The 13,538-nt window shown below is 33.5% G+C and carries 10 protein-coding genes and 1 pseudogene; 5 read left to right on the top strand and 6 right to left on the bottom strand.

The window, feature by feature from the left end; translation table 11 throughout:
• Positions 1-100: 100 nt before the first annotated feature.
• The 4 genes from alsS to V6C74_RS01500 all read right to left on the bottom strand — a co-directional run bounded on the left by alsS (position 101) and on the right by V6C74_RS01500 (position 4,796).
• Positions 101-1,765 carry an acetolactate synthase AlsS gene (gene alsS, locus V6C74_RS01515; protein WP_002454081.1) on the bottom strand — a complete coding sequence of 555 codons (1,665 nt, stop codon included), beginning with the start codon at positions 1,763-1,765 and terminating at the stop codon, positions 101-103.
• 59 nt (positions 1,766-1,824) lie between these two features.
• Positions 1,825-2,775: an L-lactate dehydrogenase gene (locus tag V6C74_RS01510; RefSeq protein ID WP_103175478.1), complete on the bottom strand. Its 951-nt coding sequence runs from the start codon at positions 2,773-2,775 to the stop codon at positions 1,825-1,827.
• A 410-nt stretch (positions 2,776-3,185) separates the two neighbouring features.
• Positions 3,186-4,070 carry a LysR family transcriptional regulator gene (locus tag V6C74_RS01505; protein ID WP_002454083.1) on the bottom strand — a complete coding sequence of 295 codons (885 nt, stop codon included), beginning with the start codon at positions 4,068-4,070 and terminating at the stop codon, positions 3,186-3,188.
• An 84-nt stretch (positions 4,071-4,154) separates the two neighbouring features.
• Positions 4,155-4,796, bottom strand: coding sequence for a YoaK family protein (locus V6C74_RS01500; RefSeq protein ID WP_002454084.1), 642 nt, complete (start codon positions 4,794-4,796; stop codon positions 4,155-4,157).
• 375 nt (positions 4,797-5,171) lie between these two features.
• On the opposite strand from V6C74_RS01500, the pseudogene V6C74_RS01495 reads away from it, so the two are divergent.
• A pseudogene (locus V6C74_RS01495) lies at positions 5,172-6,620 on the top strand (APC family permease).
• 102 nt (positions 6,621-6,722) lie between these two features.
• Here V6C74_RS01495 and V6C74_RS01490 read toward each other — a convergent pair.
• Positions 6,723-8,060 carry an aspartate aminotransferase family protein gene (locus V6C74_RS01490; RefSeq protein WP_016898560.1) on the bottom strand — a complete coding sequence of 446 codons (1,338 nt, stop codon included), beginning with the start codon at positions 8,058-8,060 and terminating at the stop codon, positions 6,723-6,725.
• A 282-nt stretch (positions 8,061-8,342) separates the two neighbouring features.
• Between V6C74_RS01490 and V6C74_RS01485 the strand changes: the two genes are divergently transcribed.
• Complete coding sequence (locus V6C74_RS01485; protein ID WP_002454088.1) at positions 8,343-8,771, top strand: hypothetical protein; 429 nt, start codon at positions 8,343-8,345, stop codon at positions 8,769-8,771.
• Positions 8,772-8,817: 46 nt separating this feature from the next.
• On the opposite strand, the gene V6C74_RS01480 is transcribed toward V6C74_RS01485, so the two are convergent.
• Positions 8,818-9,714, bottom strand: coding sequence for a hypothetical protein (locus V6C74_RS01480; protein ID WP_002454089.1), 897 nt, complete (start codon positions 9,712-9,714; stop codon positions 8,818-8,820).
• A gap of 341 nt (positions 9,715-10,055) precedes the next feature.
• On the opposite strand from V6C74_RS01480, the gene V6C74_RS01475 reads away from it, so the two are divergent.
• The 3 genes from V6C74_RS01475 to V6C74_RS01465 all read left to right on the top strand — a co-directional run bounded on the left by V6C74_RS01475 (position 10,056) and on the right by V6C74_RS01465 (position 13,471).
• Positions 10,056-10,643, top strand: a complete 588-nt coding sequence (locus tag V6C74_RS01475) for a hypothetical protein (protein ID WP_002454090.1) — start codon at positions 10,056-10,058, stop codon at positions 10,641-10,643.
• 219 nt (positions 10,644-10,862) lie between these two features.
• Positions 10,863-12,224 (top strand): FAD-dependent oxidoreductase, encoded by a 1,362-nt coding sequence (locus V6C74_RS01470; RefSeq protein ID WP_002454091.1) that lies wholly within the window; start codon positions 10,863-10,865, stop codon positions 12,222-12,224.
• Between the two features lie 356 nt (positions 12,225-12,580).
• Positions 12,581-13,471, top strand: coding sequence for a fructose bisphosphate aldolase (locus V6C74_RS01465; RefSeq protein ID WP_002454092.1), 891 nt, complete (start codon positions 12,581-12,583; stop codon positions 13,469-13,471).
• Positions 13,472-13,538: the final 67 nt, after the last annotated feature.

Raw genomic sequence — 13,538 nt, 5'->3', positions numbered from 1 at the left:
TATTACTTTAAGAAACGCAAACTAAAGATGACCTATCTCTCTAGAATGCGTTCTTTTTTATATCCTGGAAAATGATTTAACAAACACATACGCTTTCAAATTAATTTAAAGCATTCGGTAACATGCTTGTAGATAATTTAACATTATCTTCGTAGTTAACTGGGATATCGATTAATACAGGACCATCTGTTTCATAACCTTCTTTTATAGCTGCTTCTAACTCTTCTTGGTTAGATACACGTAAACCTTTTGCTCCAAAAGATTCTGCATATTTAACAAAATCAACGGCACCAAAGTCTACACCTGAAGAACGTTGATATTTCATTTCTTCTTGGAATTCAACCATATTATAGCGTCCATCATTCCAAATCAATTGAATAATGTTTAAGTTTTTACGTACAGCTGTTTCTAAATCTTGAGCTGAGAATAGGAAACCACCATCACCAGCTACAGAGACAACTTGTGTGTTAGGACGGACAAGTGCAGCTGAAATTGCCCAAGGAAGTGCCACTCCAAGTGTTTGCATACCGTTACTAAATAATAAATGTCTTGGATTATAGCTTCTAAATTTACGTGCCATCCAAATATAGTGACTTCCAACATCTACAGTTACTGTAGTATCATCTGTTAAAACTTTTTGCATAGATTCAATGATTTCAACTGGGTGCATCACACCATCTTTATGCGTCGCTTTAATACCAGTAGCCTCAATAATCTCTGCTCTTAATTTTTCAAGTTCATCTAAATGATCTTGATTAATAAATGGTTCATCAACATGTTCTGAAATAAGTTCAATTGTACCAGCGATATTACCAATTAATTCTTTGACTGGTTGCATGTAGTTTGTGATTTCTGCTTGAACTTCATCGATATTAATAATTTTAGTGTCTAATTCTTTATTCCAGTTACTTGCTTCATATTCGATTGGATCATAACCAATTGTGACTACTAAATCACTTTTTCTTAATAATTCATCACCAACCTGGTTTCTAAAGAGACCTACACGACCGAAGAAGTGATTTTCTAATTCACGACTAATCACACCTGCACCTTGGAATGTTTCAACGACAGGGAGATTTGTTTTTTCAACTAACTGACGAATAGCTTCTGTTTCAGCTTGACTTGAACTTCTCATACCAGCTAATAAAACTGGGAATTTTGCGTTTTTGATAGCATCAATGACTGCTTGAACATCTTTTTCAGCTGGTACACCAAGTTGAGGTTGTTGACAAAGTGAAATTGCTTTAGTTTCAACTGGTGAAGAGATAACGTCTTGTGGAATACTAATAAAACTTGCACCATTTTTACCTGACGTTGCTGTACGCATGGCATTAGTCATCACTTCTGATAAAGATTCTGGGTCTTGTACTTCAGCACTATATTTTGTAGATGATTTTAATAGTGCTGCGTTATCAATACTTTGATGTGTTAAACGTAATAAGTCATTGCGTTTAACTTGACCACCGATTGCTAATACTGGATCACCTTCAGATGTGGCAGTAAGTAATCCAGTTGTTAAATTACTCACACCTGGACCACTCGTTACAAGTGCAACGCCTGGTTTACCAGTTAAGCGTCCGATTCCTTGTGCCATCATTGCAGCATTTTGCTCATGACGTGTAACAATTAATTCTGGACCATCATCTTCTAATGCATTGAATAAGTAGTCAATTTTTGCTCCCGGAATACCAAATACATATTCAATTCCATTATTTTTTAAAGTGTCAATTACCATATCTGCTGCTGAATATTGTTTGTCAGCCATTCATTTCATATCCTTTCAAAAATTTAATTTCTTTATTTCTTTTGAATTTTAAGCATGCGTTATACTAAATGTTTAATTGAGTCGTAAGTTTCTTCAAGTGTTTGAACTGATTGCTTAAATAATTGTTTCTCTTTATCGCTTAAAGGTGTTTCATATATTTTAACTGCACCATTTTGGTTAATTAATGTTGGGACACCTAAGTAAACTTCTTTATGTCCATATTCCCCATTAAGTTGACTTGATACATTTAAAACACTATTTTCGTTATTTAATAATGCTTTAGAAATTCGTAAAAGCGCTAAAGCTATACCATAATAAGTAGAACCTTTAGCTTGGATGATATCGTAAGCAGCATCTCTAGTGTTCACATATATTTCTTCAGCTTTAGCTTCACTGCCTGTTTGTTCTTTTAAAGTATCAAATACTGAGATACCTGCAACATTTGCTTGAGACCAAACTGCAAGTTCAGAGTCACCATGTTCACCAATAATGCTTGCATGTACACTCGATGGCACAACATTTAGCTCTTGGCTAATTAAATATCTAAATCTCGCACTATCAAGAACAGTACCTGAACCAATAACGCGTTCAGCTGGTAAGCCTGTGACTTCTTTAACATAGCGAGTTAAAATATCAACAGGGTTAGCTGCGATTAGGAAGAAACCATCGAAACCACTATCCATTACACTTGATACAATACTTTTCATAATTTTAGTGTTTTTCTCAACAAGTTGTAAGCGTGTTTCTCCTGGTTTTTGTGGTGCACCTGCTGTAATGACAACTAAGTCTGCATCTTTACAATCGCTGTATTCCCCAGCTTTTACTACGACTGGTGATGCACTGTAGAGTGCGCCGTGATTTAAATCTTTCACGTCTGCTTCTACTTTATCTTTAGCAATGTCAATGATGACAAATTCATCTGCAATCCCTTGAGTAACCATAGCAAATGCATAGCTAGAACCTACTGATCCATCACCAATTAATACAACTTTTTTACTAAATTTTTTCATTTTAACGACTCCTTCGCAATAAAGTGACACAATTAATGTGCTTAGTTTTATTTTTATAATATTTTCATTAAAATAACTAGAATTTTAATTGTCCTTAGTTATAAAATCATTATTTCAGTGACGAAATTGTTACAATTTGTTCAAAATGTTTTATTTAGTGACTAACTTTATTACATAATTAATTATAGTACGAAAACATGTATTAATAAAATACATAATAACGATTATAAGTATTCTTAAAAGGAATGGTTTATATATAGAAAAATATAATATATCAATAGCTATGAGATCTTTTAATTGTAAATCGTGGTAAATAATATACGCGTTATGGAAACATTTTTCTTTAATTTTATATTCTCTTATAAACTAAAACGACCTCTAACAAATTAATTAGAAGTCGCGTTTAAAATTTATTTAATTGGTTGGAGTGTTGAAATAAAGTCTATCCACTGGCGTGTTACATAATTTAAATAAGCATCTTTTCTCCATATGGCACCTAAATGCCATGAGAGTTCTACATTTTCTAATTGAATGGACGTTACATTATCTCCCATTAAACGTACTAAACTTTCAGGTACAATACTAATACCTATACCTTGTTGAATCAAGTTAGCAATAAAGCTAATTTGTGAGATATTAGCGACTGTCTTAGGATAGAAACCTATACGTTTACAGTTTTCTATAATTTGATCTTTAAGATAATAATCATCGTGGAACAATACAAATTCTTCATTTTTTAATTCTGCTAGGTCTACCTTTTCCATATCTGAGAGATGATGATCGTTACTGACTACTAGTAATAACTCTTCATTGTATAAGGAAACAGAATGGAATAATGAATGATCCACAGGCAACGTTGTTATACCTATATCTACATCGTCATTAGCAGTTAAGTTCTCTACTATTTTCCCTCCACCTTCAATGACTTCGTATGTCACATTAGGGTATAACTTGTGAAATTGATTAAGCGCATTTGTAAACATTTGAACATTCATCATGGGTGAAAGTCCTATCTTAATATGGCCCTTTTGAACATTGACTACATCGTTCATTTCTAATGATAGTTTCTCAAATAGAGCCAAAAATTCTAGACTATTGTCATAAAATGTTTGGCCAATATCTGTCAATTTAATTTGTTTCTGAGAACGATCGAATAAAGTAATATCATATTCATTCTCGATATTTTTTATAGCTTTACTAATCGTTGATTGAGCAATATATAAATGTTCTGACGCTTGTGTCATTCCCCCTTGGCGAACGACTTCTACGAAATATTTTATCTGTTTAATTTCCATTTCTTTACTCATCCTTATGCAAATTAATATTACTGAATATTACGTTCTCTGCGATAAATCAGAAAGCTATAAAATATTAAAACGCTAATTAAAATGAATGCAGCTATTAAAATTGTATAGACTCCCATATATTTTTGAAGTAACGCAGATATAATAGCCCCCCACAACAAAACTTATTACTATTCTAATGTAAAGCAATGATTTACTCAATTGTACTTTGTCTTTATTTATAATAAATTCACTTAGCGCAATCACAGCTTTTTTTAAATTACCTGTTGAAAATGTGTTAGCATATCCTTCACCTTCTATTTTACCAAACGCAGTAGTAAGCATGGCCATACTAAATGCTAAAGGTGGAATAATATAGATGTTCGGTATTGATGCAGGTATAAAACCCACTGTGATGCTACTCATTGTGATTGGTAGTAAAGCGATAAGACGCCAATATCTTGTAGCTATTTTCGCATGTATTAATGAAACAAACATGACACCTATCATAAATGAGATAACTGAAATAATCTTTAACAATCCACCATCAAGGTTATGATGAGAGACTTCAGAAGCTAGAAAGATGAGGTTACCAGTTTGACCCGCTGCTAAAGTGCCTCCACGTTCTAAAAAGGTATAAGCATCTATATATCCACCAACAAATGTCAATGCAATAGCCATCTCTTTAAATTGATGAATATTTTGTGTGAGATATTTGTCTAATGAAATAGCTATCACCTCTTTTCTATTTTTTCAATCATATTTTACACCTTGCCACTATAGAATGTTAATTTATCCGTTTTATAACGTATAAATGTAAATTGTAAAATATTGGTAAAAATTTCGTTAAAAATTCTATTTTTATTTTTTGTATATCTGATATAATCAAGTTTATCATTTCGTGAAATGCTTACATTTGATTTATTCATCAAAAGAGAGATAGAAAAGCTTTAATTTTTCAGAATTTTTAGACAAAATAAGAAAATTCTATGCTATGATATAAATTATTAGAAATAGCTGGTCACTCGTGTTGTTTATATAAGGACTATAACAATCTCTATAAACACCATGACTGCTCGAAATAGATGTCTTATTAGTAAGTGGAGGTTTATTATGTCTAGTTTTTTTAACCGGATTACTCGTAAAGAGAATCCAACAATTTATCAAAATAAAGATGGACACCTTTAACGCACATTACGTGTTCGTGACTTTCTTGCGTTAGGTGTCGGTACAATTGTTTCTACATCCATTTTCACTCTACCAGGAGTTGTTGCTGCAGAGCACGCCGGTCCAGCAGTAGCTTTATCGTTCCTATTAGCGGCTATAGTGGCTGGTCTTGTAGCTTTTACATATACTGAAATGGCATCGACTATGCCTTTCGCAGGATCAGCATATTCATGGATTAATGTATTATTTGGAGAATTCTTCGGATGGGTTGCTGGATGGGCATTACTTGCTGAGTACTTTATTGCGGTAGCCTTTGTTGATTCCGGATTTTCAGCTAACTTAAGAGGTCTTATCGCCCCGATTGGTATCACATTACCTAACGCGTTGTCGAATACTTTCGGCAATAAAGGCGGTGTAATAGACATCATCGCTGCTGTCGTAATTATATTAACTGCGTTATTACTTTCTCGTGGTGTGACTGAAGCTGCTCGCATGGAAAATATCCTAGTTATACTTAAAGTTTTGGCAATTATCTTATTTGTCATTGTTGGTTTAACAGCAATCAACTTTAGTAACTTCGTACCATTTGTGCCTGAGCACAAAGTTACAAAATCAGGTGATTTTGGTGGATGGCAAGGTATATATGCTGGTGTATCAATGATTTTCTTAGCATATATTGGATTTGATTCAATTGCTGCAAACTCTGCAGAAGCTATTAACCCTCAAAAAACAATGCCTAGAGGGATTTTAGGTTCTCTTGCAGTAGCCATTGTACTATTTGTAGCCGTGGCATTAGTCTTAGTTGGTATGTTCCATTACTCACAATATGCAGACAATGCTGAACCGGTAGGTTGGGCTCTACGTAAAAGTGGCCATGGAATTATAGCGGCAGTGGTTCAAGCGATTTCAGTTATCGGTATGTTCACTGCTTTAATCGGTATGATGTTAGCCGGATCACGATTATTGTATTCATTTGGTCGCGACGGATTACTACCTTCATGGTTAAGTCAATTAAATCATAAGCACTTACCAAACAGAGCTTTACTTATTTTAACAATTATTGGTGTGATAATAGGTTCAATGTTCCCATTCAACTTTTTAGCACAATTAATTTCTGCAGGTACACTCGTAGCATTTATGTTTGTATCACTGGCAATGTATCGCTTAAGAAAACGTGAAGGTAAGGATTTACCAAAACCAGATTTCAAATTACCATTATATCCAGTATTACCAGCTATTACATTTGTACTAGTATTACTTGTATTCTGGGGACTAAGCTTTGAAGCTAAATTATATACTTTAATATGGTTCGTTGTAGGTATTGTTATTTACTTACTTTATGGACTGAAACACTCTAAGAAAAATGATGAAGAAGAATATCACGCACCGAAATAATAAATACTAAGTGGCACAATTGTTGTTTTTACAGCACTTGTGCCTTTTTTATAAAAAAAGATCCTCATTTATTTTTAATAAAATGAGAATCTTTTTGATTCATTACCATCCTTGACCGGTAATTTCATACTGATCTAAGTTACCTTTTTCCAATGCTTTAAGTGCATTCTCAATGGTATCGACTGCTGTATCAAGTTGTTCATAAGTAATTACTAGTGGTGGTTGAAATCTCAATACATTTCCTGCGACTGCAATGATTACAACTCCATGCTCAAAGCAATAATTACAAATTTTCAATGCTGCTTCTGAATCTCGTGTCTTAATTTCCTTATCAGACACAATATCTATACCTATTGATAATCCAACACCTCGTACATCTCCTACACTCTCGAACTGTGTCATCCATTGATTCATTCGCTGGCGTACGTAGTTCCCCTTTTCAGTGGCAGCGGTTAATAAATCTTCCTCTTCTATCATTTCTAATGTAGCTAATGCCGCTTCACAACTAACAGGGTTGGCACCTGTAGTAAATAAATGCGCTGGCGCTTCAAGGCTTTCCATAATTTCTTTACGACCTACCAAAGCTGACATTGGTAAACCTCCAGCTAGAGACTTTCCAAAAGTAATTAAATCAGGAGTAAAGTTAAAATGATCCACAGAACTCCATTTACCTGTACGTCCTAATCCTTGTTGAATATCGTCAACTGCAATTAAAATACCATGCTGGTGACATAAATCTTGTAGTGCTTCAAAATAACCTGATACAGGTTCAAGTAAGCCTCCATCACCTTGTATTGTCTCTACTACAATGCATGCGACCTCTTCTGCTGGAACGTATTTCGCAAACATTTCTTTGAGAGGCGCAAGATATTCTTCCACTGTATTAGATGTTGATTGTTCAAACATCCCTCTATATTTGTCTGGAAATGGAATATGATAAAAACCATTAAGTAATGGTCCATAGTGTTTTCGCATATTTAAGCTAATAGCTGACATCGATAAAGCGCCAAACGTTGAACCGTGGTATGCGTTTGTGAAACTAATCATATAGGGACGTCCGGTATAGGCACGAGCAAACTTAATAATACCGTCATTAGCATCAGATCCAGTTAAACCAAACGTTACTCTTTTTTCAAAATCTCCAGGAGCTATTTCACAAATCTTCTTTGATAAACGTACAAGTGGTTCATGATACATATATGCTGGCGTATAATGAACAAATTTTTCTGCTTGTTTTTTAATAGCATCTGTGACTTTCTTAGGTGCATGCCCCACATTTTGCGAACTTGCACTTGATAATAAATCTATATATTCCTTTCCATCTACATCTACTAGCGTCGCACCATAGCCATAATCAATAGCTAAAGGATAATATTTAATACGTCCTGACTTAGCGAAATACTCCTCATCTTCATTAATTAAATTTTTTGCTTTACTCATGATAAATTCACCTTCCCTAGGCTTTATCATCCATTTCTTATACTGTATTATTCCCTCACAAAACGCTTTTGAGTCACTTTTTATCAGTCTTAAAATGAATTCCCAGTAATATGATAGTACTCAATATACTAGTAATTTTCTGATTTGTAAATATTTTCTGAATTATTAAAATATTATTTGGGTTTATTAATTTAAAAATGAATTCAACCACTCAAATAGAAATGTCTAAATTGTTTAATTATGGGAATAATAAAAAGTAAAATTATTATGGAGGATAAATTTATGTGGCTTAGATATGGTTATCATTTATTAAGTGCAATTGTCATCAGCGCTATATTATTAATCACTACTATTGTGATGGACGTTCTATTTCAAAAGACGCATTTAACCCAGCTATTACTTAATATTGATTTCTTAATTGACCCGAAGAAAGTGCCTACGATTGTTGAAGGGTTGATTCATTTAAGTATAGGTATCGTAATCTATATCGTTTTTTTAATTATTTATTATTACTCCAAGCCCCTATATTACTTAGCATTTGTTCCTTTAACGATTATTTTTATAGTCATGTACCCATTTTTAATTGCGATTGCCCAACGTTCATTGTTTAAATTCAGTTGGAATGCATATGCATTGTGGATGGAAGCTCATATCTTATTCATGATTCTCATGGCTATCAGTATACCTACGATTGCTAAGAAACACTTATAATTAAAAGGCCCAGAAGCTATTTGTTCTGGACCTTTCTTATTATTTATTATTCCTCATCACCATGTTTATCATACTTAGTAACAATGCCATCTTGATCTATAATGTAAGAGCCTGCGAGTTCCCCATATTTATCTGTAAATGAGAATCCCCAATTGCCATCACTGTCTTCTTCAGGTTCTTTGTAAGTATATGTGTCAGTATCTAATTTGTGTCCTTCATAATCTTCAACCAAATCGATTACATTACTTCGTGTCACTGTAGTACTATCTGAACTATTATCATCATCTGAATCTGAATTTGATTGAGTATCGATTGGATTCCCATAACTTGCAGGTTCAGATGACATTAAAGCACTTATTTTATTAATTTCACTATCACTTGCGTCATATAATTTTACAGTTGAAGCTTTGTGTAGTACACGTTGTGATTCTTTCTTGCCATATTCATCACCGTAAATCGGACCGTTAAATTGTGATGGCACGGGATAAATCGTTATCGTACCGTCACCATTATTTTTATAATAGACTGACCCAGCAGCATGAACGCTTGCAGTTAACATTTCAGTTCCTTCTGGAAATTTTGCAGAAACATCAGGTAAATAAGGATCAATTAACTTACCTGAAACATCCCCATGTTTAATATCTAAATCGTCAAATTTTATATCACTGTTTCCCCTATAGCTTTCTATTGCCGTTAACCATACTTTCGCATAATAAGTATTTGAATGCGTATTCTCTTGATTAGCGTCTTCTTGACTCTTGTCATTAGAACTTTGACTTGATGCATGATTTGAATTATTATTTTTAGAATTTTTATTACTTTTAGATGACTGAGATTTATCGTCTGAAAGATTTGAACTTCCTTTATTGTCATTACTTTGCCCCGTACTCCAACCTGCTAATAATAAAGATGTCACTAGACATGCACTCACCATTTTTTTCATAATCATTAATCCCCTTTTTTCTGAAAATGAATAGCTTGATGCTTAATACATATAAACTACTATATAAATTAATTATATAGTGTATGTAAACTAAAGTGTATAGTTATTTTAAAATTGCATATCAAATGTTGAGTGCACTCTATCGAAGTCATTTTTTATGAATAAATTAATAAGTAAATATGAACAAATCGTGAGGATATATTAACTTCTTTAACTTATCTTAAAGTTTCAATAATGTTTCTTTTAAACCGGTATGATTATTTTATTCAGGTGGTACACTAAAAGCGTAGAAAACATTATTTCAAATTCTAAATTCTCAAATTCGAAATGGGGTTATCATTGTGAACAAGATTTCTCTTATTGCAACAACTGTAATAACTGGGGCAGTATTATTTACGACTGCAAATGTTTCTGAAGCAAAAGCGGATGAAGTAACTGCAAATAATGCAAAAGACGTAGCACAACAAGCTATGAAAAACAGCGGTGGCAATCCCAACTTACAGAATTTCAATGCCGTAAAAGATAAAGGGGACTACTACGAAATCGGTATTAATAATAAATCTGGTGCAGGTGTGGGCACTTATAAAGTTTATAAAGATGGTGAGGTTCAATATAAAAGTGGAAACTTTGGTAATTATAGCACTTTGAATAGCGAAGATTGTTATACTGGCCAAGATATCACAACTAAACCTTATAAAGAACCTAAACACGCGTCAAAAGAAGAAGTAGCTGTTGATGCTACTAGAGAACTTAATTCATTCTATGTAGGAGACGTAAAATCATCTGATTTACCAAAGCACTCTAAATCTTCACTTCCTGAAACAGGTCATAATAACACACATGGAGGGATGGATTTAATCGCTGGCACTTCACTTCTAGCAGGTGGATTATTAATTGGCGGACGCAAACGTAGAGAAAAAACTTCATAATCTTATAAATTTAAATTTTATTGATAGAGGGTCATATGATAGTGTTTCATCACTATGTTATGGCCCTTTTTTTGACGATTTTTTGAAATCCAACATTATAGCAATGATAAATTGAATAATCGATAATTAGAACGGAAATAATAATAATGTAAACATTAATTCTAATAATGCTTACGCATTTTACTATAGATAAACAAAGTTTTAAGGAGGTATTTAATCATGAAATATGTAGTCGTTGGTACATCACATGCTGGTTATGAAGTGATTGAAACACTTTTAAAAGAAGATTCAAATGCTGAAATTCATGTATTTGAAAGTGGAGATAAACCTTCATTCTTATCTTGTGGTATTCAAAGCTATTTAGAAGATGTTTCACCGTCATTAGATTCATTACACTATGCTTCTAAAGCTTCTTATAAAGAACAAGGCGTTAACATCCGTGTAAACAGTACTGTTACTGACTTAAATACAGATAAAAAAGTGATAACTGTAGAACAAAATGGACAATCTAATGAAGTAACGTATGACAAATTGTTCTTAAGTCCTGGCGGTAAACCAGTTACTCCCCCAATTGACGGCATTGATCAGTATAATAACGTACTATTTATGCGTGGTCGTAAATGGGCAGATCAAATTAAACAACGCGTGCCTCAAGCTAAAAAAGCGGTTGTCGTAGGTGGTGGCTATATTGGTATCGAAGCTGCCGAAGCCTTCGCTAAAGCAGGTATTGAAACAACGATAGTTGACATTGCAGATAGAATTTTAAATACGTATTTAGATCAAGAATTCACTGACATTTTACAACAAAATTCAGAAAAAAATGGTCTTTACTTCAAAGGCGGTGAAACCGTTCAATCGTTATCTGGTGATGACAATGGAAACGTAACAAAAGTTGTAACCGATAAAAATGAATATGAAGCAGATACTGTTTTATTCGCAGTCGGTGTTACACCTGCAACTGAATGGTTAGATGGCAAAATTGAATTAGGCGAAAAAGGTATTATCAATATTGACCATCAACAACAAACTTCTGCTAAAGATGTATATGCTGGTGGCGACGCAACACTTGTACCATTCGCTCCAGTTGAAGAAGATCGTTACATTGCTTTAGCGACAAACTCTCGTCGTCAAGGTGTCGTAGCAGCAAAAAATATGACTGGTAAAAATATGACTATGCCAAGAGTATCCGGAACATCTGGATTGCAATTATTTGATTATAAATTTGGACAAACTGGTGTACACGGTACAGAAGCTGATAGTTATGATGGCAATTTAGGTCAAAAATATGTTGAAGAACTGATTCATCCAAAATTTATGCAAGACGAAACTACAATTCACATGAAAATCATTTACGATGAAGATAGTCATCAAATTTTAGGTGGACAAGTCATGTCTACAGAAGATGTTACAGCTTCTATCAATACAATTTCTATAGCGATATCAGCAGGATATACACTAGAACAATTAGCCGTACAAGATTTCTTCTTCCAACCTGACTACGATCGCCCATGGAATTACCTCAACGTGCTTGCTCAACAAGCGCTTGGTGATACGTTCGGTAGTGACAAAATGCTATTCTAAACTGATTTAGGTTGCATATATCAATACTCAGTGTGAAAAGTACACAAAACTTTTGCACTGAGTTTTTTATATTTATGGTATAGGTTTCTTAAAGTTTCAGAGTGATGTAAGGAATATTCTTAAAAACATTTGAGCTATATGAAGACCTTATGTCCCCTATGAAATTTTCACTTCAACTTGATAAGAAATAAGCCTTATACTTTTACATTGTTAGCAATATAATTCTAATTTACGTCAAATTTATGACTTAATACAATATTCAGAATACTTTTACACATTTTTCGAGTTGAAAAGCTTGAGATAAAAAATATTTTTTATCATACTATAAATGAAAGTTAAGTTAAGGAGTGGAAAGTATGAATAAAGAACAATTAGAAAAAATGACTAATGGCAAAGGATTTATCGCAGCATTAGACCAAAGTGGCGGTAGTACTCCTAAAGCGCTTAAAGAATATGGCATTAATGAAGACCAATATAGCAATGAAGATGAGATGTTCCAACTTGTACATGATATGCGTACTCGCGTAGTAACTTCACCATCATTTTCACCTGATAAAATCTTAGGTGCAATTCTATTCGAACAAACAATGGATCGTGAAGTAGAAGGTAAATATACTGGTGATTACTTAGCTGACAAAGGTATTGTACCTTTCTTAAAAGTCGATAAAGGTTTAGCTGAACAACAAAATGGTGTTCAATTAATGAAACCTATCAATGACTTAGACGAAACATTAGACCGTGCAAATGAACGTCATATCTTTGGTACTAAAATGCGTTCTAATATCTTAGAATTAAATGAACAAGGTATCAAAGACGTTGTTGAACAACAATTCGAATTTGCTAAAAAAATCATTGCTAAAGGGTTAGTACCAATCATCGAACCAGAAGTAAACATTAATGCAAAAGATAAAGCTGAAATTGAAAAAGTATTAAAAGCTGAAATCAAAAAAGGCTTAGACGCATTAAATGATAATCAATTAGTAATGTTAAAATTAACTATTCCTACTGAAGCTAACTTATACAAAGAATTAGCTGACCATCCTAACGTTGTACGTGTCGTTGTATTATCTGGCGGTTATAGCAGAGACGAAGCTAACAAATTATTAAAAGACAACGATGAATTAATCGCAAGCTTCTCACGTGCATTAGCAAGCGACTTACGCGCTAGCCAATCTCAAGAAGAATTCGATAAAGCGTTAGGCGACGCAGTAGATTCAATCTATGACGCATCAGTAAATAAAAATTAAGGTGCGGAAGTGAGCGCTTAGGTTGCGAGCAATTACTAGCATCAAGCGAAAACTGTTCTTTAGTTTT

This window comes from Staphylococcus capitis subsp. capitis (genome assembly GCF_040739495.1).
In the GTDB taxonomy this organism is placed as follows: domain Bacteria; phylum Bacillota; class Bacilli; order Staphylococcales; family Staphylococcaceae; genus Staphylococcus; species Staphylococcus capitis.
Note: the sequence above shows the minus strand (reverse complement) of the source record. Positions and strands in the feature narration are given on the sequence as shown.